This window comes from Pseudomonas sp. TH08 (assembly GCF_016651275.1).
In the GTDB taxonomy this organism is placed as follows: Bacteria; Pseudomonadota; Gammaproteobacteria; order Pseudomonadales; family Pseudomonadaceae; genus Aquipseudomonas.
The window spans coordinates 862584-886328 of sequence record NZ_JAEKEE010000004.1; the positions used below are offsets into that span (position 1 = coordinate 862584).

The 23745-nt window shown below is 58.9% G+C and carries 12 protein-coding genes and 2 pseudogenes; 7 read left to right on the forward strand and 7 right to left on the reverse strand.

Translation table 11 applies throughout. From position 1 onward, the window contains the following. Positions 1-24 precede the first annotated feature (24 nt). The 6 genes and pseudogenes from JFT91_RS20855 to JFT91_RS20875 form a co-directional block, all read right to left on the reverse strand. On the reverse strand, positions 25-483 hold the full coding sequence (locus JFT91_RS20855; protein ID WP_201233695.1) for a hypothetical protein: 459 nt from the start codon (positions 481-483) through the stop codon (positions 25-27). After that, positions 483-9638: pseudogene (locus JFT91_RS20860) on the reverse strand (DUF637 domain-containing protein); the annotation flags it as partial. The gene JFT91_RS20855 and the pseudogene JFT91_RS20860, both read right to left, overlap by 1 nt. A gap of 157 nt (positions 9639-9795) precedes the next feature. Next, positions 9796-10536, reverse strand: coding sequence for a hypothetical protein (locus JFT91_RS29745; protein ID WP_347340646.1), 741 nt, complete (start codon positions 10534-10536; stop codon positions 9796-9798). 76 nt (positions 10537-10612) lie between these two features. Continuing rightward, a pseudogene (locus tag JFT91_RS20865) lies at positions 10613-12801 on the reverse strand (two-partner secretion domain-containing protein); the annotation flags it as partial. A 24-nt stretch (positions 12802-12825) separates the two neighbouring features. Next, entirely contained in the window at positions 12826-14532 is a 1707-nt protein-coding gene (locus JFT91_RS20870) for a ShlB/FhaC/HecB family hemolysin secretion/activation protein (protein ID WP_201233698.1), read from the reverse strand. 152 nt (positions 14533-14684) lie between these two features. Further along, entirely contained in the window at positions 14685-15134 is a 450-nt protein-coding gene (locus tag JFT91_RS20875) for a winged helix-turn-helix transcriptional regulator (protein WP_201233699.1), read from the reverse strand. A gap of 175 nt (positions 15135-15309) precedes the next feature. Between JFT91_RS20875 and JFT91_RS20880 the strand changes: the two genes are divergently transcribed. The 5 genes from JFT91_RS20880 (at position 15310) to argE (ending at position 20243) form a co-directional block, all read left to right on the forward strand. Continuing rightward, positions 15310-16128, forward strand: a complete 819-nt coding sequence (locus tag JFT91_RS20880; protein WP_201202983.1) for an alpha/beta fold hydrolase — start codon at positions 15310-15312, stop codon at positions 16126-16128. A 342-nt stretch (positions 16129-16470) separates the two neighbouring features. Further along, entirely contained in the window at positions 16471-17790 is a 1320-nt protein-coding gene (locus JFT91_RS20885) for a flavin-containing monooxygenase (RefSeq protein WP_201226756.1), read from the forward strand. Positions 17791-17848: 58 nt separating this feature from the next. After that, positions 17849-18265 carry a RidA family protein gene (locus JFT91_RS20890; RefSeq protein ID WP_201226757.1) on the forward strand — a complete coding sequence of 139 codons (417 nt, stop codon included), beginning with the start codon at positions 17849-17851 and terminating at the stop codon, positions 18263-18265. A 155-nt stretch (positions 18266-18420) separates the two neighbouring features. Continuing rightward, on the forward strand, positions 18421-19098 hold the full coding sequence (locus JFT91_RS20895) for a DUF1028 domain-containing protein (RefSeq protein ID WP_201233700.1): 678 nt from the start codon (positions 18421-18423) through the stop codon (positions 19096-19098). Next, positions 19095-20243, forward strand: a complete 1149-nt coding sequence (argE, locus tag JFT91_RS20900) for an acetylornithine deacetylase (protein ID WP_201226759.1) — start codon at positions 19095-19097, stop codon at positions 20241-20243. The genes JFT91_RS20895 and argE overlap by 4 nt, the downstream gene beginning before the upstream one ends. Before the next feature lie 18 nt (positions 20244-20261). Here the strand turns inward: argE and JFT91_RS20905 are convergent, their stop codons facing one another. Next, positions 20262-21173 (reverse strand): LysR family transcriptional regulator, encoded by a 912-nt coding sequence (locus tag JFT91_RS20905; protein ID WP_201226760.1) that lies wholly within the window; start codon positions 21171-21173, stop codon positions 20262-20264. Positions 21174-21558: 385 nt separating this feature from the next. On the opposite strand from JFT91_RS20905, the gene JFT91_RS20910 reads away from it, so the two are divergent. Then, the gene (locus JFT91_RS20910; RefSeq protein ID WP_201226761.1) at positions 21559-22977 is read left to right on the forward strand and encodes a purine-cytosine permease family protein; all 1419 of its coding nucleotides are present in this window, start codon (positions 21559-21561) and stop codon (positions 22975-22977) included. Between the two features lie 98 nt (positions 22978-23075). Next, positions 23076-23699, forward strand: a complete 624-nt coding sequence (locus JFT91_RS20915; RefSeq protein ID WP_201202974.1) for a glutathione S-transferase family protein — start codon at positions 23076-23078, stop codon at positions 23697-23699. The last annotated feature ends 46 nt before the right edge of the window (positions 23700-23745 follow it).

Here is a 23745-nt window from a genome sequence, read left to right on the forward strand (position 1 = left end):
GGATCCCTCAGGGCCTGTCCCCATTTACGTGTTCAATTCTGAGAATTTTTTACGAATATACTCAGTTAACCCAACCAAGTCTTCAAAGGCAATAGAGCCAAACTCAGGCTCATACTTGGCAAGATAGCTTTCAGAAGAGTGCCCTAAAGATTGGGCTTTAGTCTCTACTTCCTTAATATATGTGGGCTCAATTACCCAATTCATGCCAGAGGACGCATAACGCTCACAACCTATCAGCACCCAAGAAATCAAGCCATCATATGAACCAATCAGCTCATTCAAAATAGAGATAATATATTCATTTTCTTTTTCAAATCGAAAAGCTATATATGGAGGAAATCTCGAACGATCCTCTCTTTCAAAATGATCACGCATCCAGACCTCTGGATTACGCTGCCCATACTTTCTCCACTCAAGTGCATTCAAGTCATGAAGAATATTAAGCAGCTCACCTTCCGAGTCTAAAACTCTAGTCACGCCCATTACTTCAACCCCTTCAACTTATCAGAGATCGACACTCCGCCCGGGTTAATATTTTTAATATGCTGCTCCCAATCCCCTTTAGGAATAGGGTTGGACGATAGCCGTGGATCATAAACATATCGACCATCAGTATAGACCTGGTGATAAAACTGACCCGGCTCTTTAACTCCATTCTCATAAACATTTAAATCGCCAGCTCTCGCAGGGCGAACTTCAATAACCGCCCCTTTACCACCAGAAGCATCAAACAACTTGCTTGCAATATCTGAACAGTCTGTCCTGGAACAACTCACCATGTTTTTAATTTGCGGGCTCTCCATTGCATCAACAACAGACTTGCTCGGCGGAAACTCTGGGTTAACCGGACGGAATGGGCGATCCATTCCTGGAGGAATAACCTCGTCTACCTTTCCGGCAGCGCCACCAGTAGCTTTTTCACCACCCGCAAAATAATCCGGAGGCAAATCACAAGGCCCAGTGTTGTGTACCCAGGTCTTGAGCTCGCCAACGTAGAACGTATGCCCCACATCGACCGTCAGATTGTATGTTTTGCCCTCGGGCAGGTATAGCTCAAGCGATTCGACTTCGGACGAGGTGTTTTCGGTATCGCCATCAGCCAGTGACTGCAGCAGATCACCCGGTTCCAGATCTTTGACAGGAATGAAATCACGTTTGGCGGGTACATAGAAGGGGTGGCTCGGCGTAACCAGCAGGGTTTCGCCTTCCGCTGCGCCAGCGCCACGAACACTTTTGAGCTTGAGGCGGTAGATCGGCTGATCCGAACGCTGATGCGTTGCCAGAATGGCAGCAGCGAACGGCTTGCCCCCTTTCTCAGGCTTGCTCCAGACAACATCTCCCACCTTGAGCGACTCAATAACGCGGTCGCCTTGCGGTGTAGAAACTTTCGTACCCGCAGCAAAGCAGCAAGGCCCCTTCGTTACAGGGGTTCCCGTTGTGCCTTTTGCACCACCATTCAATCCCCCATCCAACACCAGCCCTAGTCCGACACCCGTAGCCGTTGCCACAGCTGCGTTCGCCCTGACAACGTCAATTCCGTTGCCTTGCATGGTGTGCAAGACATCCAGATACCCCTTGAGCCGAACTTCCTCCGGCCAATTCATGACCGAGTCAAAAGCTGCCTCCAGATCGGTAGCAGCGCAACTAGGGCAATTGACGGCCCCCATCACCCACAACGCTGATTTCGAACTGGAACTGACAAGTCCCTCCATGACGGCCGCGAAGCCTTCAGCGCTACCTACTCCCTTGGCATTGAGGATTTCGGCTTGATACCTTGGATCATGCCGATACTTGTATGGATCGACCAAAGCAATGTGGTCGAGCAGAGCTTTGACTGAATCTCTGTCTTTAAGCAGCTCCTTCAAGCCCAGCCTTTCGTCGTTGTAGTCAGCTAGAGTGACCCGGAATAACCCCGTATTCTGCGACTGCGAAACTTCTGTTCGAAGGAAATTCGCCGCTGCATTGGTCTTACCGTCGCTTTCACTGAAGGCTGCGCTCCAGCCCTTGTCCACCATTGCTGCGGCCGTGCGTAGCAACTCAGTCCGAGCTTGATCTTCACTAATCCCTCTTTCAGAGGCATACCGATTTACGCGTTCATCATCGGAAGCAAATTTGATCTCATCCGGGTGCAACTGGCGGTTGAAGGAAGTAGCGTTCTTGGCGATGTCGATACCTGTTTGCAGGTCCCCACCTACCAAACCCGCCGCCGTCAAACCCACCAACTGCGATGCTGTGAGCTGAAACTTCGGATTGTTTTTGACAATTGCGGCCAAACTGTTGCTCAACGCCTCGTTGGCGCCTGCCGCCGCCGCACCCGTGGCGAACCCCTTGCCTGCCGCCTCACTCAGAAGTCCGCCGACGAGGGCATGCAGAATTGTTTTCTGGAGACTGCCATCAGGCCATTTTTGTTTCTTCGCATAATCGCCAACTGCGTTGAAGGCCACGGCCTGCAAAACGGCTTGCGCCTGAGCAGTCATTGACGAACCAAGATTGTCTCCGAAACTCCCGCCATTTACTGCCGTACTGACACCCGCCTGGAATAATCCTTGTGCACCGGAATAAGCACTGAATTTACCGATACCTTCAAGGCTGCTCAGATCAAAACCGTGAGTAGCCTTGTTGACGTTTTCGCCGGTCACGCCAAACGCATCATCCAGATAACCGCTGGTAAACCCGGCAGTAGCAGCCCCGACGGCATAGTTTTTCAAGTTGTCTTTGGATGTGATGTCTTTAAGTACGGCACCAACATTCCCACGGTTGTTGATCGTACTCACAGCGGCAGAACCGGCCATCGAAGTGAGAACGCTGGAAACCATCACGTTGCCCCAACCAGCTGCTGCGGTCCCCACCGCGGTGCCTGCCTGGACCATAGCGGTGCTACCAGCCGCTGCCATTGCCGATCCACTTCCGACGCCAGCTCCCGCAACGCTACCCACAGCAGCGCTCGCCGCGCCTGCCGTGAGCACCGTTACCACAATGATGATTGCTAGCATCGCACCTTGGCCCAGGCTCGAGCTGCTGTACTTGAAAGACTCGTGAGTCTCCTTAATCAAGTTCCAGTCGACGTCGCCACGCTTCTCGGCCTCTTTAAGCCAAGCCAGCTGAGGATCGGCCTTGACCATCGCATCGATACTTTCGCTGACTGTTTTTTTGTTGATGTCTTTGACGTCGATATGCAAACCATCAACAGCTTTGATCACCAGATTCCCTTGTGCGACCAGTTCGCTCTGGCGCAGGGTTTCGTCGGTGTGCCCCTTACCGTTCATGGAGTTCCAGGCCATGCTGGTGCTGCTTTTTTGATGGCTTTCCTGATCGAGGTCCTTAACCCCCTCAAAGGTGATTGAACCGCCGCTTTGAAGAACCAGATCTTTACCGCTGTTCAGCTTTGCAACCTGATAGCGCTGATCACCACCACTTGCCAATACCAGATCGCCGCCGGTGTTGATCTCACTGCCGACATGAGTAACTTTGGTGACTTCGTCACGTCGGGTCTCTTTCTTGCCGAAGCTCCCCTTATTCTTTTTGTCGTATAACGAATAGTCGCTGTCTTGTGCCGCGAGCACGTCGAGATTATTTCCAGCAACTAAATAGGCCTCATCGCCAGCAGTGATACGGCTCGAAATCAATGCGAGGTCGTTAGCTGCACGGATCGCTACGTTGCCGCCGGCAGTTATGGTGCTGGCAACTTGTTTAACGTGATCTTCTTGCGTGGTGAGCTTTTTGGTCTTCGAGTAAGAATGACTTTCGTCGGCACCTGAGGCCACTGTCACATCGCCTTCAGCCAGAATGACAGCGTTGCGCTTGGCATCAATCGCACTGGCTATCGCAGTGAAGTCACGGCCAGCGCTCACTGCTACATCGCGTCCGCCACTTACGCTTGAGCCGACTTGAGTAATCGAACTTCGCTCTCGCCCGCCGGTTTCGATGCTTATCTGTTGTGCCGATACGATATTGACGTCACGACCTGCCTCGATTCTGGTGTCCCGACCACTGGCCATGACACTGCCGCTGCTGATTACATCTCGCGCCGCACTGATGGTCAGATCATTGGCAGCTTCAATGCGGGCGGCACTGTCCAGATAACCACGATACTGGGCATAACCATTCTGACTGAACTCTGCACCCGTTACTGAACGCTCGTTGATGACGTCCCCGGTGAGCGCCACCATACTGACGTCGCGCCCGGCGATTATGCCGCCCGATTTGTTGACGATATTATTACCGGCCATTAATTCGAGACGGTTGCCGGCCTCAATCAGACCGCTGTTGGTCATATCGAGAGCAGCTGTAGCAGACAAGTTGTTCGAAGCCCGAAGCGTACCGGCGTTGTCCAGATCGCCACCGGCAATCAACGTCACGTCGTTACCCTGAATCAACGCCCCGTTCGGCGCCAATCGGTTATTCGCCTGAGCCAGATACAGCACTGGCACCAACACTTTCTCACCATTCACTTCGTGCTCTTCGAGCCAGACGATGTCGTGGGTCAGTGCCGCCACTTGTTGCGCGGTCAGGGTGACGCCCACCGACAGGTTGAGCTGATCCTTGCTGGCGATGGCGTTGTTCATCAGGTACTTGAACATCGCTTCGTCGGAGGTCTGGCCGTCGATGAAACGCTGTCCCGTACGCTCGACGACCGCTTGCTGGATCATCCGCTGTTCGAAGAAACCGTCACCCAAACGCTTGGCGCTGATGTCCGGGTCATAGCCGAGCTTTTGCAACAGATAATCCGAGCTCTCGAATTTCTTCAGGTCGGTGAGTACCGGGTTGGTTTCGATCAGGTATTTGTGCGGGTTGGAGCGCACGCTGGTGTCGGGCAAGCCTTGTACGCGTGGTACATCAAAGGCAGGGTTGCCCCGAGCAGGCAACAGCACACCGACTGGCCCGTCAGCGGCGGTTGCACCTACGTTGAACTGAGCGGTTCGGTCATTGAGATTCAGCGAGGCTGCATCGCTCAGCGCGAGGTCGCGTTTTTTCACCGAGACCGGGTCGTTATTGTCGAACTGGAACTGGGTCGACGGCCGAGCAGGCATGCCGACCGTATGACGTGTGGACTCGCCGGACAGCGTATCGATGGTCCAGGACGGCGCAGGTACCAAGGATTGTTCGCTACCCCCTTTGCCGCTCAGGCGGAACATGCCGTTGTCGCCAACTGGCAGACTGAAGCCGGGCAATGTCAGCGGGTTGACCTGTTGCTGAGCCAGGTCCGGTGGTAGCTGACTGTTGAGGCTGATGACGGTGGGTTTGCCAGTACCGGTCGCGCCTGTGTTGGCGTTACGAGAGGTCCCGGCAGCGCCCGCGCTGTAGGCTTTTTCAACTCCATTGCTGATTTTGTTGCTGGCGTTGATGGTGACATTGCCGGCGGCCTGAATGATCGCCGAGGCGAACCCTGAAGGGTCGGAGGTGACGATTTTTTCACTGAACACGGCATTCTTTATGAAGTCTGGAGCTTCCGTTCTGACGCCCGAGGAATAGAGCGAATCTCCGAACCTGACGGCCTGACTCTGTTTATTCAAAGAAATGATGGTCGAGCCAAACGTCTGGAACCAGTTGTCCGCCTCGCCTTTGACCCCATATCTGACGACCTTGGAAACTACCCGTGAATCGTCTTCGTTGGCGTTCCAGAAATGCAGATCCTTGTTGTAGTCCGCATCGTTGTACATGTTGTACGCAACGACTTCGTTCCATTGAGCAACGGAAAGCCCTCCATTGACGTATTTGCGGGAGACATAATCGCCAGTGGCAGTACCCGAGTTCTCGAAGTTGGCCACATTGATATTGATGTTTCCTGACGCGGCGATGGACGAATTCGAGTTCAGGAACGATCCACCAGCAACATCAAAGTTTTTTCCGGAAGTAATCGACGCGGCTTTGGAACTCTCTCCTTCCGAAATACTGACCTTAAACTTTTGCTCCCAGACCAGGTGGGACGGTAGTTTGCCTCCCTGGAGATCTGTCCAATTGAGTGGAAGTTGATCACATGAATAGCAACGCACACCGATATCCGACGAGTACATTTCGGCAACGGTCTTGAACTGGTCTCTGCGGTTAACAATCGAATCCGCTTTGATCGAGAAGTCGCCGGTGCTTTCCATCGTCCCGGAAAGGTTCTCCACCATCGCTGCGCGATTACCGGCATCGTCCCGTGCGATGTCGATTGCGCCAAGGCTGTAAACATCGGATTTCTTGTTGCTGAAGCTGCCCACGCGAAGCTTCATGTCGCCACCGCTGAACAGGAACCCGCCCTGATCGTTGAGCAGTGATGAGGCCGTCAGCTTCATACCCGACGCGCCTGCCAACGTGCCGTAGTTGTTAATGGTGCCGGCATTCAGGCTCAGATTGTTGGCGGCGCTGAGGCGGCCATAGTTGTTGACGCTCGCCAAGCCACCGCGCGCACCTACGATCGTATTGCCCCCGGCCGCGATACTCGTAGCGCTGGTCAGGTTGAGGGTGGAGGCGTCCAGTTGCAGATCACCCAGACTGCTCGTTCGACCATTGCCGCCGTAATTGCCAGTCAGTTGGATATCAAGGCTGCCATCACTGGCAATCAAGCCTTCATTCGTCCAGTTGCCACCGCGTCCCACCAATTGATTGGAAGCGAGCAACTGCCCGCTCGCGGTCTGCACAAAGTTGCCGACATTCACCGTCAACCGCCCCGCCTGAATCACGCTGCTGTTGGTCCAGCTGTCCGCGTTTAGCGTCAGGCCGCCACGGGTTACCAGTGAGCCGCCAGCGTTCATCACGTTGGCGGTGGAGATGCCGAACTCACCCAGTCCGACATGTGTTACCGAACCGCCGGCGTTGAGAAAACTCGGTGCGGCGAGGGTGAAGTCAGTGTTGGCGGTTTCCACCAGACCATTACGGTTATCGAACTGGCTGCCAATCTGGAAATCGGTCTTGCCGCTGGTGCCGAGCGCGCGCAGTTTGCCGCCCTGGTTGTCGAGGTTGGCCGCACGAATCGCCAAGGTGCTGGCGCTTTCGATCAGGCCGCTGCTGTTGCTCATATTGCCGTCGACACCCAGATCGATGCTGCTGCCGCTGATCTGGCCGCTGTTGTTATTCATCGAACCGGCGGTGGTTTTCACCACACCCCGGGCATAGATCCCGCCGCCGCTGTTGTCGAGCATGCCGCCACCGGCGTTGAGCAAGATGTTTCCGGTGTTGGCGGCAATTCGACCGCCGTCACTGTAAATGCCGCCCAGTGCTTGCAAGTCCAGGCGACTGCCTTCGATCTTGCCGCCCTGACCGTTGCGTAACACGCCGCTCAGGCGGGTTTGCAGCAGACCTTTGAGACTTGAGAGCACCCCGCCACGGCTGTCGAGGCTGGCGGCGGTGAGGGTCAGGTCGCCGTTCTGGGCGATGATCTTGCCGCCCTGGTTGTCGATGGCGCCAGCGCCCGTATTTACGCTCAGCGCAGTCATGCTTTGCACCGCGCCTTTGCCGTTGTTCAGCGCGGCGGCGGTGATGGACACGCCGGCATCGCGGCTGGACAGCAGGCCGTCGGCGTCGTTGCGCAACGTGCCGCCGACGGTGAGATCCAGTTGGCCGTTGGCCGAGAGGGTGCCGCGTTGACTGTTATTCAAATCGCCACTGGTGAGCAGGCTCAACAGGGTCTGGCTGATCAATTGACCACCCTGATTGTCGACGCTGGCAGAGCGTTTGATCAGCAGCGCACCGCCGCTGCCGAGTGCGCCGTTGACGTTGGTCAGGGCGCCGAGCAGATCGAGGGTGACGCTGTCGTCGCCGACCAGACTGCCGTTGGTGTTGTTCAGCGGGCCGCCGATGAGGGTCAGGGCTTTTTTCGCCATGACGTTGCCGGAAGTGTTGTTCAGGCTGGCCGCATGGATGTCGAGGGTGTCGCCACTTTTGATCAGGCCCCCGGCAGCGTTATTGATCGCGCCGCCGTTCATGCTCAGGGTTTGTTTGCCGTCACTGCTGACCGTTCCGCCGCTGTTATCCAGACTGGCGGCGGTGATGCTCACCTCGCCGAGGCCGCCGATGCCGCCCTTGCTGTGGTTGAGCAGTGCGCCGCTGAGGTCGATGTTGACGTTGCCGAGCTGGCTGGAGATCGCGCCTTCCTGACTGTTGTCGAGGCTGCCGCCGCCAAGGCTCACGCCCTTCCAGCCGGAGACCAGACCGCCCTGGTTGTTCAGATCGGCCGCCGTAACAGTCAGCTGATCGTTGCTGATCAGGTTGCCGCCACGGTTATCGAGGTTGTTGCCGCTGAGGCTGAAGCTGTTGACGCTGGAGATTTCGCCCTGCTGGTTATTCAGGTCACGCAGGGTGGCGATGCTCAGCACGCCTTTGCTGTTGATCACGCCATTCTGGTTATTGAGGTCGCGCAGATGGGCAATGCTCAGCAGCCCTTTGCTGCTGATCAGGCCGTCCTGATTGTTCAGGTCCTGCGCGGTGGCGCCCAGATCGATCGCGGCACCGGAAACACCCACCAGCGTACCGCCCTGATTGTTCAGGCCGGTGCTGTTGAGGGTCAGTTGTTGCGCGGCGCGGATGCTGCCTTTGTTGGTGTTTTTCAACAGGCCATCGACGCTGACCTCGATATCGCTGTCACTGAGCAATACACCGCCGTCGCTGTTGTCCAGACTCGCGGCGCGAACCTGCAACGCCGCAGCAGCAATGGTGCCTTTGATCGAGGTCAGCGCGTTGTCGAGGGTCAGGGTGAGCTTGTGGTTGCTCAGCAGTTGCCCGCCGCTGTTGTCCAGCGACTTGGCGATCAGTTCAAACGCCTTGTCGCTGGAAATCTCGCCGCCACGGTTGTTCACGTCGGCGAGGTTTTTCAGCAGTAACTGGCCCGGCGCGCTGAGGGTGCCGCCCTGGTTGTTCAGTGCGCCGCCATTCAGATCCACAGTGACCGTGCCGTTGCTGCTGAACAGCTTGCCGCCCTGTTGATCGAGGCCCTGGATATTGGCGATCAGCGAGTTGCCGGCGCCGAGGCTGCCCGTCGCGTTGGTCACTTGGCCGGCGCGGATCTCCAGTTGATCGGCGGCGTAAATGCTCGCCCCATCGTTGTTATTCAGTGCGCCGGTGCTGATGCCCAGTTTGGCCTTGCTGCTGATCACACCTTTTTGCTGGTTATCCAGCGCACTGCTGTTGAGGGTGAGATTGCCGTCGGTCAGCAGGCTGCCGCCCTGGTTGCTGACCGCACCGCGCGTGTCGATGGTGAGCGCCTTGGCGCTGGAGACGGTGCCGGCGTTGTTGTTGAGGCTTTGCGCATTGATCGCCAAGGCGCCTTCGCTGACGACGCTGCCTTGCGCGTTGTTCAGATCCGCAGAGAGGTTGATCGCGAGGTCTTTCTGGCTGGTCAGACGTCCGCTGTTTTCCAGCGTCTTGCCGGTCAGCGTCAGCCCGGTGTCACCGGACAGCAGGCCCTTGTTGCGGTTGATGACGTCGTTGACGGTCAGCGCCAGATTGCCACCGGCGAGCATGTAACCGCTGTCGCTGTTGTCGAGCCAGGCACCGATCAGGCTGACATCGCTCTTGCTCGACAGCTCACCGTTGCGGTTGTCGACACGGTCGACGCTGAGGTTCAGCGCTTTGGTTGAACCGATCAGGCCTTCCTGACGGTTATCCAGAGTGGCGGCGATGATCGTCAGGCCGTTGTCGGCGATGACCACACCGTCCTGGTTATCGAACATTGCGGTGACGCTGAAGTCGACATCGCCACGACCACGTATTTCACCGTGGCTGTTGTCCAGACTGGCACTGCGCGATTCAAGGCCAGCCGAGGCGATCAGACCTTTGACGTTGCTCAGGGCACGGTCGATAACCAGGCTGAGTTTTTCATTGCTCAGCAGTTTGCCGCCGTCGTTGTTCAGACTTTGCGCGTCGACGGCCCAGGCCTTGGCGGCAGAGATTTCGCCGGCGCTGTTGTCGACGTCCTTGAGGTTTTTCAGCAGCAACTGACCCGGCGTATGAATGATTGCCGCGCTGGTTATTGAGCAGACCGTTGTTCATGTCCAGGGTCAGGTCGCCGTTGCTGAACAGCTCGCCGCCGTCCTGTTCCAGCGAAGTGACCGAAGCTTCAAGCTTCTTCTGGCTGCCGATAGTGCCGCCGGAGTTGTCCAGGTGCGCGGTCGTGAGCAACAGCGTGCCGTCGGTGGCGAGGCTGCCGCCCTGCCGGTTCTTGAAGTCGCCGGTGGCCAGGGTCGAATCGGCCTTGGCGCTGATGATGCCGTTGTCGCTGTTATCCAGACTGCCACTCTTGAACGTCAGACCTTTCTGCGAGGCGATCAGGCCGCCCTGGCTCAGCACGGAACCGGAGGCGGTCAGAGCCATCGCTTCAAGGCTCGACAGTTTGCCCAAGCGGTTATCGAGGCTGCCAGCGGTGAGGGTCATCTGCCCTTCGCTGCTGATCAGGCCTTGCTGGTTGTCCAGGGCCTCGTCGAAGGTCAGCTCCAGATTCTTCTGGCTGACGATGCGCCCGCCGACGTTGCTCACGCCGATGCCGCTGAGGGTGCTCGCGCCTTTGCTGAAAATCAGGCCGTTGCTGGCGTTGATGATTTGCGCGACTTTCAAGCCCAACGGTGGTGTCGGAGAGCACCTTGCCGCCCTCGCTGTTATCGAGGCGTGCGCCGTTGATGTGCAGGTCCAGTTGGCTGGAGAGTGTGCTGGCGCGGTTGTCGATCTGATCGACGTTGACGGTCAGGGTCTTGAGCGAACCGACCAGACTGTCCTGATGGCTGTTGAGGGATTTGCCGGTGAGTTTCAGATTGCCTTCGGCGACCAGTTCACCGTGTTGTTGATTGAGGCTGTCGATGTTCGCGTCGATATCGCCCTTGGCGGAGATCCGGCCGCCATCGTTGGTCACGGCTTTGGCCTTGAGGCTCAACACACCGGTCGAAGTCAGCAGGCCGCCATTGCTGTTGTCCAGCGTGTTGCCGTCGAAGGTCAGCGCGGTCTTGCTTTCGAGGCGGCCCTTGTCGCGGTTGTCCAGCGTGTCGATCAGCAGTTTCGCCGACTGATCGGCGCGAATCGTCCCGCCACGGTTGTCGGTGTTGGTGCTGCTGACCGTCAGGGTATCGAGGCTGGAAATCTTGCCGGCGCGGTTGTCCAGACGCGTGGCCTGCACGTCCATGGCGCCGTTGGCCTGAATCAGGCCCTTGTTCTGGTTGTTCAGTTGCTCGCTGATCCGCGTGGTCAGCGTGCCTTCGCTGGTCAACTGGCCCTGCTGGCTGTTGTCGAGCTGCCGGGCTGTTACCGTGAGGTTTTGTTTGGCGCCGATCTTGCCGGTGCGATTGTTGATCGCGCCGAGTGCGTTGATGTCGAGCAAACGGCCAGCGGTCATCAGGCCGGAGACGTTATCCAGCGAGGTGACGGTCAGTATCACGTCGGTCTGGCTGCTGAGTTCACCGTTGCTGTTGATCAGTTGAGCGATGTTGGCGGTAAGGCCGGCGTTGCTGTTGATCACACCTTTATTGTTCAGCACCTGAGCGGCGTTGAGGTTCAGCGTACCGTTGCTCTGCAGTTTGCCGGCGTTGCGGTTGTCCAGTGTGCCGGCAGTAATGGCCGCGGTTTGGCCGCTGAGCGTGCCGCCCTGGTTAGTCAGGGTTTGTGCGGTGTTGACGGTCAGATGGCGGCTGGCGGTGAGGCTCTTGCCGCTGTTGTCGAGGTTCTGAGCGGTCAGGCTCAGGTCGCCGTTGGCGTTGCGGCTGCCGTCGGCATTGACGCCGGCTTCGATGGCGCCGGCGTTGGTCAGTTGGCCGCCGGCACTGAGGTTAATGCTGTCGCGAGCCGCGAGGGTCTGGCGGTTGCTCAGGTTGCCCTGGGTCTGCACGTTCAGTGCGGTGCCGGCGTAGACCGGCCCGCGTGCATCGAGACTCGCGGCTTTGACGTTGACCGCACCAGTGGCCGAGGTGTCGGCCAGGCTCAGTTGACCATTGGCATCGAGCTGAATATCACCGCCGCTGGCAATCAATTTGCCGTCGAGTTTCACCCCGACCCCGGCTTCGGTGCCGACCAGTTTGATCGCGCCGGCGTACATGCCGCCCAGCGCCGAGGAGTCGATGGCCAGTTGCGGCTTGGCGCTGCCGTCATCGGCGCGGGCGGTGGCGTTCAAAGTCTGCGCGTTGACGTCGTTGCGCCCGGCGACGATCGTCAGGTTCTGCGCCTGAAGCTGTGCGTTGATCTTCGCGCTGCGGGTGATGATTTCGAAGCGATCAACGTTGCTGGCGTTGAGTCCCGCGCCTTCGATGGCCACAGAACCCTGATCGACCTGAAAGCGATCCAGTCGACCGTTGTCGAGCACCGGTTTGCCGGTGCTCAACGTCACCCTTGGCGCGTTGATGAAACCGCAACCATTGCAGGTAATGCCATAGGGGTTGGCGACGATCACGCGTGCCGACTGCCCCGCCACCTCGGTGTAACCACGCAGCTGACTCGGGTTGCCGCTGATGACTTCGTTGAGAATCGTCTGCGCCGAACCGCTGTTTTTCAGGTTCGGGTTGTCGATGATGTGCCCGCCCAGCTGCGTGAGATTATTCTGCGTCGAGCCGTTGTTGAGGATCAGCCCCTGCGCACCGACGTTGTAATCATGGAACTGGTTGTGCGACAGCCCGCTGGAATTCGGCGTGGCGATGTTGATGATCGGCACGCCGTTGCCGGCGCGATCCAGCGAGGTGTTCGGGTTGGCCACCACGATGCCGTCGGCCTGCGCCCACATCGGTTGCCAGAACATGACGTTCGCCAAGAGAAACGCCAGGCCGCGCTTGGGCATGCCCAGAAAGTGTTCACGGTTTTTTCGGCAGCAGCAGGCTGACCGGCCAGAAAGGCCAGTTGACGGATGTCCATGTCAGAATCTCGTGGCGAGCAGTTTTAGAGGAAGAATTCCAGGCGGAAATAGATCGGTGCTTCGCGCTCGGTCAGCGCATCAGGTCGTTCCAGAGAGTGCGCGAAGGTCACGCCAGCGGAGACATGCTGGCCACGGGCGAACAGGTCCAGCGAGTTGCTCGACATGCGGCCGTGCTGATCGCCGTTGTAGCGACCGTTCTGGATCACGCCCTGGTCGTAGCCGAGGCTGGTGCCGTATTCGGAGAACACCGGTTGCAGCCACTCGACAGTCACCGGACGCGTCCAGCGCAAGTCGTTGCGCCAGTAACCGCCGCTGTCGCCCGCCAGTGATTGGTCTTTGTAGCCACGAATCGACGACGAGCCGCCGAGGCTGGTGCGCTGCGAACTGAACAGCACGTCCTCACTGCGCTGACCGGTCATCAGGCTGCTGAAGCTGAACGATTCGCCCCACAGTTTGAACGGCTGCAAGTAGCTCAGGGTCGCGGTGTATTTGCGGTAGCGTGCGTCGGGTTCGCCCGGTCCCGGATCGTGGCTGCCTTGCGCGTCAAAGGCTCCGATGCCTTCCTGCATCCCGGCATCGAAGTTGACGAAGGCACTGCCGACGCGGCGACCGTGGTTGAAACCGAACTGCGCTTCGCTGATGCGGTTGCTGCTCAGTTTGAGTTTGCTGTCTTCGATGAAGTTGTTGGTGCGCAGGTACGACAGACCGGCGCTGAGAGACGTCTTGCTGACCGAGTCGCGATGGATCACCCGTTCGGCGCGAAACTGATGGTTTTCGCTGTCGCCGGTCTGCTTGAAGTTGTAGAGGTTGGCGGCGATTTGCGAGCGGTACTCGCTCTGGCTGTAGGTGTAATTGAAGTTCCACCAGCCCCACGGCACGTTGTAGCTGAGCATGGCGTTGTTGGAGGTGTGCTGGTGATCGGTCATCGCATCGTGACCGCCGCGCAGGCTCAACTGATCGGCCAGACCCAACGGGCTGTCCCAGTCGAACGTCGTGCCCCACTGCTGTTCGCCAGTGCTGCGCTGGCCGTCGTTGTTGCGCGACAGGCCAACACGCCACGGTTTCTGTGGCGTGTTGGTGACCAGCACTTCGCTGCCACCGACGTTCTGCCCCGGTGCCAGCTCCATTTTTGCCTGATTGGATGGCAGGCGATTGAGCTGATCGACCATTTGCTCGATCTCGCGCAGGTTGACGAGTTCACCAGTCTTGCCGGGAAACGCCATGGCCAATTCGCGATCCGAGAGTTTGCTGTTCTCGGCGCCCTTGAGGCCTTCGAGCTTGCCCTCGACCACCAGCACTTTCAGGTGCCCGCCGGACAAATCCTGTTGCGGCAGATAGGCGCGGCTGGTGACCAGGCCTTTTTCGATGTAGTAGTCGGTGATGACTTTAAGCAACTCGTTGAGCTGCGGCACGCCGAGGCATTCACCGATGTAGGGTTTGAGCAGACGAGTCCTGGCGCTCTCCGAAAGGCTGTCGGCGCCCTTGAGCTCAATGTCTTTGATCGGGAAGCAACGGGTATCGGTCGGCGCTGCCGGTTGCGCAGGTTTGACCTCCTTGCCCGGCAAATCCTTGAGTTCTTCGAGGCGTCGCTGCTGCTCTTCGAGCAAGCGATTCTGACGTTCGCGAATCAGGTCGGTTTCACCAGGGGTGGGTGCCGCGAAAGCACTCTGGAGTGGAGACAGGCACAGCAAGGCTACGCACAACCTCGTCACGAGGACGGGTGGGTACATGTTCGATCCCTCGAGACGGAAAGTGACATCAAAATAGTGGCGCGATATTAGATGGCCACCATTTTGACGTCAAACAATCGTTTCAACCTTTTGTCGGGTTTGTATCGAGGATTGAACAATCGCAGCCATTGCGGCTGCGCCAAGCAATGAAATCAGTGCTCAACAGCCAACTTGGTAGCGACGTCTTCCGGTGCAAGCACACGACCATCGGCTGCCACCAATTCCAGCTTGCGAATCGGCTGGCGATTCTGCGCATCAACCATCACCGAACCCGTCTCACCCGCCTCGTACATGAACTCCCCGCCCCACTGCGACAGCGCAACGATCACCGTTTGCAGGGCTTTCCCCCGTTCTGTGAGCACGTATTCCTTGTAGGCGCCGCCATCCGCCGCCGGGACGGTTTGCATGATCCCCTGCTCCACCAGCGCCTTGAGTCGGGCGCTGAGCATGTTCTTGGCGATATCCAGGTTCTTCTGAAAATCACTGAATCGCCGAATGCCGTCCAGTGCATCACGGATGATCAGTAGCGACCACCAGTCGCCGATCAGGTCGAGTGTCCGGGCGACCGGGCAGGCATTACCCTCAAGACTTTTGCGCTTCATTTCAGGTGTCTCCGGCATACGGCAGTTTCGTGCGGTTGCATCTTACAACTCCTGATGAAAATTGGCTGCGCTGCGGGCGGGCAAACTTAGCACCTGCGTACAAGTTGTCAGCGGATTTTGCGCAGATAGTGGCGGCTGTTATGCCCACGAATGACCCCAAACGCAAGGAGTTTGCATGAGCACGTTCTTCACTCAAGACGGCATCGAAATCTATTACAAGGATTGGGGCAGCGGTAAGCCCGTACTGTTCAGCCACGGCTGGCCGCTGGATGCCGACATGTGGGAATACCAGATGGAATACCTGAGCAGTCGCGGTTACCGCACCATCGCCTTCGACCGTCGTGGTTTCGGTCGTTCCGAGCAACCGTGGAACGGCTATGACTACGACACCTTCGCCGACGACATCGCGCAACTGATCAATCATCTGGACCTGCGTGAAGTGACACTGGTGGGCTTCTCCATGGGCGGCGGCGACGTCAGCCGCTACATCGCCCGGCATGGCAGCGAGCGCGTGGCCGGGCTGGTCTTGCTGGGCGCGGTGACACCGTTGTTCGGCAAGAAGGTCGACTTCCCGCAAGGCGTCGACAAGTCGGTGTTCGACGGGATCAAGGCCGGTCTGCTGAAGGATCGCGCGCAGTTCATCGCCGATTTCGCCGCGCCGTTTTACGGCACCAACCAGGGCCAGACCGTTTCTGCCGGCGTGCTCACCCAAACCCTCAACGTCGCGCTGCTGGCGTCGCTTAAAGGCACCGTGGATTGCGTGACGGCGTTCTCGGAAACCGACTTCCGTCCGGACCTGGCCAAGATCGACGTGCCGACCCTGGTGATCCATGGCGACGGCGACCAGATCGTGCCGTTTGAAACCACCGGCAAGCAGGCGGCGGCGCAGATCAAGGGTGCCGAGCTGAAGGTTTATGCAGGCGCACCGCATGGGTTTGCGGTGACGCATGCACAAGAACTGAATGAAGACCTGTTGGCGTTCCTCAACCGATAAACCCTTCCAAGGTTCCCGCTACCCTTGTGGCGAGGGGATTTATCCCCGTTGGACTGCGCAGCAGTCCCAGAAAGAATGGGCCTGCTTCGCAGTCCAACGGGGATAAATCCCCTCGCCACGATAATCACTCAGACATTGCTTTTTTGTACGCAACCTTCGTTGTTGATCTTCGAGGAAAGCCCCGTATTTAAGGGCTTTCAGCCCTCTGCATCAGAATTTTATCTTCACATCCCAGCTTAATAATATTTTACCGATACCCCCCTCCTCCCTAGTCTGAACGCAAGCAAAACGGACAAGCCAACAGCGCCCGAATCCAACTGCCTTGCTAGGAAGGATGTAGAGATGACCACTGAAATAATAAAAACAGACACGCTGATTGTGGGTGCCGGCCAAGCAGGTGTGGCCATGAGTGAACACCTGAGCAAACTCGGTGTGCCGCACCTGGTGCTGGAGCGCAATCGCATTGCCGAGCGCTGGCGCACCGGGCGTTGGGACTCGCTGGTGGCCAACGGTCCGGCGTGGCATGACCGCTTCCCGGGCCTGGAATTCGATGATGTCGATCCCGACGGTTTCGCCCCGAAGGAACGCGTGGCCGATTACTTCGAAGCCTATGCGAAGAAATTCAATGCGCCGATTCGTACCGGCGTCGACGTCAAAAGCGTGGTGCGCAATGTGGGTCGCCCAGGCTTCACCGTCGAGACCTCCGAGGGCGTGATCGAAGCCAGCCGCGTGGTTGCTGCTACCGGCCCGTTTCAGAAACCGGTGATCCCGGCGATTGCCCCGCAAGACCAACGTCTGCTGCAAATCCACTCCGCCGACTATCGCAACCCGCAGCAACTGCCGGAAGGCGCGGTGCTGGTGGTCGGCGCGGGTTCGTCGGGCGTGCAGATTGCTGATGAACTGCAGCGCTCCGGCAAGCAGGTTTACCTCTCGGTCGGCGCCCACGACCGCCCGCCTCGCGCTTACCGCAACCGCGATTTCTGCTGGTGGCTGGGTGTGCTCGGCGAGTGGGATCAGGCAGCGATGAAGCCCGGCCGCGAGCACGTGACCATTGCGGTCAGCGGTGCCCATGGCGGGCGCACCATCGATTTCCGTGGGCTGGCCCATCGTGGCATGACCCTGGTCGGCGTCACCGAGTCGTTCAACAACGGCGTGGTGACCTTCAAACAGGATCTGGTCGGCAACCTCAATCGCGGCGACGAAAACTATCTGGCGCTGTTGGACGCTGCCGACGCTTACATCGAGCGCAATGGTCTGGATCTGCCGGAAGAACCTGAAGCGCGCGAAACCTATCCAGAACCTGAATGCGTGAAAAATCCGCTGGCCGATCTGGATCTGGCCAAGGCAGGTATCACCTCGATCATCTGGGCGACAGGTTTCGCCGTGGATTACTCCTGGCTGCAAGTGAACGCCTTCGATGACAAGGGCAAACCGGTGCATCAGCGCGGTGTGTCGAGTGAGCCGGGGGTGTATTTCCTCGGTCTGCCGTGGCAGTCGCGTCGCGGTTCGTCGTTCATCTGGGGCGTATGGCACGACGCCAAACACGTCGCCGACCACATCGCCACCCAGCGCAAGTATCTGGACTATCGCGATGCCGAGCAGCGTGAAGCCGCCCTGCACACCCCTGCACACAGCAAAGCCGCCGACACCGTCGACGCTTGATTCCCCTCTTTGGCCCAGGCGCCGATTGCGCCGGGCAAATCATCTTCAGGAGCTGCACATGAGCACGCCAACCCACACCCGTATTCGCATGTTCAACACCAAAGACACCTACCCGAACCAGACCCTGGACAACGACCTCTGCCAGGCCGTCCGTGCCGGCAACACCGTGTATGTGCGGGGCCAGGTCGGTACTGATTTCGACGGCAATCTGGTGGGCCTCGGCGATCCTCGCGCGCAGGCCGAACAGGCCATGCGCAACGTCAAGCAACTGCTGGAAGAAGCCGGCAGCGACATGAGTCACATCGTCAAGACCACCACGTACTTGATCGACCCGCGCTATCGCGAGGCGGTGTATGGGGAAGTCGGCAAGTGGCTCAAAGGGGTGTTTCCGATTTCGACCGGGTTGGTGGTGTCAGCGTTGGGGCAACCGCAGTGGTTGATGGAGATTGATGTGATTGCAGTGATTCCCGAGTAAGGCATCACACCGCGTTGTGGCTTTCGCGGGCAAGCCTTGCTCCCACAGGTATCGGGTTGATCACACAATTTTCCAACAACCCCAAACCCTGTGGGAGCTGGCTTGCCAGCGATGAGGCCCCCAAGGACAACATCTTCCTAGAAAGGAGTAAGCAGATGACCTTTTCAATCGCTGCCCGCTGCGCCGAAACCGGCCAGTTCGGTGTCGCCATCAGTTCTTCCAGCATCGCCGTCGGCGCCCGTTGCCCATGGCTGCTGCCGGGCGTCGGCGCGGTATCGAGCCAGAACATCACCCTGCCGTCGCTCGGCCCGGAAGTCCTTGCGCTGATGGAGCAAGGCCTGGCGCCTGACGACGCGCTGGACAAAGTGCTCACGCGCAACGGCTACAGCCAATACCGCCAGATCACCGCAATCAATCACCTCGGCCAGACCGCTCATTTCAGTGGCGCACAAACCCTCGGCGTCAACAATGCGGTTTCCGGCGAACAATGCGTGGCGGCCGGCAACATGCTCGCCGGACGCTCGGTAATCGAGGCGATGGTCAGTGCCTTTGAAGGCGGCGAAGGGCAACTCGCCGACCGTCTGCTCAAGGCCCTGCACGCCGCTCAAGCCCTTGGTGGCGAAGCCGGTCCGGTGCATTCGGCAGCCGTCGTGGTCGTCGGCGAACAGACCTGGCCCATCGTTAACCTGCGCGTGGATTGGGCCGATGAAGACCCGATCGGCCAGTTGCAAAAACTCTGGGATGCCTATCAGCCGCAATTGCAGGACTACATCGATCGCGCCCTCGATCCCGCCAAGGCACCGGGCTACGGCGTCGCCGGTGATGATCGATGAACAGCGTCGAGTTGCTCAGGGCGCTGGTGGCGTTCGATACCACCAGCCGCGAATCCAACTTGCACCTGATCGAGTTCGTCCGTGATTACCTCGCCGGTTTCGACGTGCCGTGCGCGCTGATCTACAACGACGAGCGCAGCAAGGCCAACCTGTTCGCCACGATTGGTCCGGCCGATCAGCCGGGCATCGTGCTGTCCGGGCACACCGATGTGGTCCCGGTCGATGGCCAGCCGTGGACGCTGCCGCCGTTCGAGCTCAGCGAGCGCGACGGCAAACTGTTCGGCCGTGGCACGGCGGACATGAAGGGATACATCGCTTGCGTGCTCGCCCTGGTGCCTTCGCTGGTGCAGGCCTCGTTGCGCATGCCAGTGCACATCGCCCTGTCTTATGACGAAGAGGTCGGCTGCCTCGGCGTGCGCTCGTTGCTCAAGGTTCTGCAACAGCGTCCAGTCAAACCGCTGCTGTGCATCATCGGCGAACCGACCGAGCTGCAACCGGTGCTCGGCCACAAGGGCAAACTGGCAATGCGCTGCGATGTGCACGGTCATCCATGCCATTCGGCCTATGCGCCGCTGGGGGTTAACGCCATCGAATACGCCGCCGAACTGATCGGCGAACTGGGTCGCCTCGGCCAGCAACTGAGAGCGCCGGAGCTTCACGATGCGCGCTTTGATCCGCCTTACAGCACCGTGCAAACCGGCGTGATCAGCGGCGGCAAGGCCTTGAACATCGTGCCCGCCGACTGCCGCTTCGACTTCGAGATACGCGCCCTGCCCTCACAGGATCCGGCGCGGGTCGCCGAGGCGCTGCAAGCCTACGCCGAACGTGAGGTGCTGCCGCGGATGCGCGCGGTCAGTGAGCACAGCGCTATCCGTTTCAGCGAGTTGTCGGCGTATCCGGGGCTCGTCACCGATGCGCAGAGTCAGGCTGCCGAGTTGATTGCGGCGTTCTGCGATTCGACGGATTTCGGCACAGTGGCGTTCGGCACTGAAGGTGGTCTGTTTGATGCGGTGGGCATTGCCACGGTGGTCTGCGGGCCCGGCAGCATGGATCAGGGCCACAAACCCGATGAGTTTGTCAGCCTCGATCAGTTGCACGCTTGCGATGAGATGCTTCAGCGCATGCTGGCATTTATCCGCGGTTGAAACCCGGCTCGACTGCGCTCACGCGTACAGTCGGGCCAACTCCTCACGGCAATGATCGACAAACAACTGCACCGGTTTGGTCAGTTGTACGCGCCGCAACCAAGCCGCCGACAATCCCGAACCGGTCACGGTTTCCGCCAGCGGCACACAGACGACTTTCTGGCCATCGTAGGTGTAGTCGCTGAACGGTTTGGTCACCAGAATCGAAAAGCCGAAACCATTCGCCACCATGCCGCGCACCATCTCGATCGACGGCGAGCTGAAGACGATGTTAGGCGTCAGTCCGCGTTCTTCAAAGATGCTCACGAAATAGGTTCGGCTCGGCACGACGTCGAGCAGGATCATCGGCTCCAGCACCAGATCATGCAGCGACACTTTTGCCTGTTGCGCGAAGCGGTGGTCGGCCGGCAGCAAGGCGTACGGCTGTTGCGGCGGCATCAACGGGGTGGTTTCGATGGTGCTGTCGAGGTCGTGTTCGAACATCATCGCCACATCGATGCTGCCGGCGGTCAGCGCCTGCACCAGTTCCTGTTGTTCGCCATCGCGAATGCGGATTTCCACCCCCGGCCAACGCTGCTTGAAACCGGCGATCAGACGCGGCAGGTAGAGCGGCGCGACGGTTTCGAAACAGCCGATATCGATCTGCCCGGCGACCACGTCATTGTCCGCCAGGGCGTTCTGTTCGAACTCATGAGCCACGCGCAACAGCTCCAGCGCCTTGCGATAGAAACGCGAGCCGCTGGGCGTCAGCGAAACACCCTGGGCATGGTGGCGGATGAACAGCTGCACGCCGAAGCTCTCTTCAAGATGCTTGATCGCGGTGGACACCGATGGCTGTGCGATATAGAGCTTGCGCGAGGCCTCGGCGACGCTGCCGCAGTCGGCGGTGGTGACGAAATATTTGAGCTGGCGCAGGTTGTAGGCGGCCATGGAACCTCCGGTGGATCAGCCTGACATCACTTTTGTGGCAAAAGGACTTATCTGTGGCAAAAGGACTTATCTGTGGCGAGGGGATTTATCCCCGATGGGTCGCGCAGCGGCCACACTTTTGACTCTAAAACCAAGGGCCGCTGCGCAGCCCATCGGGGATAAATCCCCTCGCCACAGGGCTGTGCAAATTCAGATAAGAGTGAAGACTTGAACATACCGGACAGCCCCGCCACGCGCGGCATACTTTTTTAAGGTCTGTAGCAACAAACTTACTAATTTATCTATCCCGAGCCTTTGCACATGATCACTTCAACAAGAAATGCGCCGTCCGTGCCGGCGCTCACCGAAGTACGTCCACGTACTCATCCTTGCCTTGGAGTTCGTCATGGCTACCCCTGCAGCAGCATCCTCCGCTCCGCTGATTGAAAAACACACGATAGGATACGTGCCCCCCGAAGATCGCCACGGAAAGGTCAGGGATCTGTTCACGCTCTGGTTCGGCGGCAACATCGCGCCGTTGCCCATCGTTACCGGTGCGCTGGGCGTGCAGTTGTTTCACTTGAATCTGGTCTGGGGCATCGTCGCGATTCTTGTCGGCCACCTGGTGGGCGGCGTGTTGATGGCGCTGCACTCCGCGCAAGGCCCGCAGATGGGCATTCCGCAAATGATCCAGAGCCGCGCGCAGTTCGGCTCCCTCGGCGCCCTGCTGGTGGTGCTGATTGCCGGCGTCATGTACATCGGCTTCTTCGCCTCCAACATCGTTCTCGCCGGCAAGTCGTTGCACGGCGTGGTCGACAGCGTTCCGGTGCCGGTCGGTATCGTCATCGGTGCCATCGGTTCGGGGATCATCGGCATCATCGGCTACCGCTTCATCCACGTGCTCAACCGCATCGGCACCTGGGTGTTGGGGATCGGCATCGTTGTCGGTTTCGGCTACATCTTCACCCACATTCAAACCGATGACTTCTTCACGCGCGGCAGCTTCAACCTCTCTGGCTGGCTCGCCACCGTATCGCTCGCCGCGCTGTGGCAAATCGCGTTTGCACCGTACGTGTCCGACTATTCGCGTTACTTGCCGGCTGACGTAAAAGTCTCGTCGACGTTCTGGACGACGTATCTGGGTTCGGCGCTGGGCTCGAGCCTGGCGTTCGTGTTCGGCGCCGTTGCGGTGCTGGCGACGCCCGTGGGCATGGACACCATGGACGCGGTCAAACTCGCCACCGGTTCCATTGGCCCGCTGATGCTGGTGCTGTTCCTGCTCAGCGTGATCAGCCACAACGCCCTCAACCTCTACGGCGCGGTGCTGTCGCTGATCACCCTGGTGCAGACCTTCGCTTACCGCTGGATCCCCACCGCCAAGAGCCGCGCGGTGATCTCGGTCATCGTGTTGCTGGCCTGCTGCTTTGCTGCGGTAGGCGCGTCGAAGGACTTCATCGGCCACTTCGTCGACATGGTGCTGGTGTTGTTGGTGGTGTTGGTACCGTGGACGGCGATCAACCTGATCGACTTCTACGCGATCCACAAGGGCCAATACGACATCCAGTCGATCTTCCAGGTCGACGGCGGCATCTACGGGCGCTACAACCCGCAGGCGTTGCTGGCTTACGCAATCGGCATCGCCGTGCAGATCCCGTTCATGAACACGCCGCTGTACGTCGGCCCGGTGTCGGCGCACATCAACGGCGCGGATCTGTCGTGGCTGGTGGGCTTGCTGGTGACGTCACCGTTGTACTTCTGGCTGGCCAATCGTGACACCTCCTACCGTCGGCGGATGATGGGCGGGAAGCTGGCGAGCGGCCTGTGATTTGATTCGATGAAAAAAGAAGGCCCGCCACGCGCGGGTCTTCTTCGTTTCGGTGTGGTATTTCTTCACGTCCGACGACTAGAGGGAAGGCGAATCCAATGCTGCGAATACTCGGTAAGGCTTCATCGATCAACGTGCGCAAAGTGCTGTGGACCTGCGCTGAACTGCAGATTCCCTTTGAGCGTGAAGACTGGGGCTCGGGGTTCCGGTCGACGCAGACTGCGGAGTTTCTCGCGCTGAATCCATGCGCCATGGTGCCGGTGATCCAGGACGGGGATTTCACGCTGTGGGAGTCCAACACGATCATCCGTTATCTGGCGGCGCGCTATGACGGCGCGCAACTGTATCCGGTTGAGCCAATGGCCCGGGCGCGGGTAGACCAATGGATTGACTGGCAGGCGTCGGAGCTGAATCGCTCGTGGTCATATCCGCTGATGTCGCTGGTGCGCCAGTCGCCGGATTATCAGGACAGCGCTGCGTTGGCCAACGGTATCGAGCAATGGTCGCAGAACATGGCGATCCTCGATCGGCAGCTGGCCTCGACCGGTGCTTACGTCAGTGGCAACGAGTTCTCACTGGCGGACATCCCGATCGGGTTGTCGGTAAACCGCTGGTTCGAAACGCCGCTTGAACATCCGCACTTGCCGGCCGTCACTGCCTACTACGATCGCTTGAACCAACGCGAAGGCTATCGACTGTACGGCCGAAACGGCACGCCATGAAGCAAAAAACCTCTGATCCCGAAACCGGGATCAGAGGTTCTCGTCA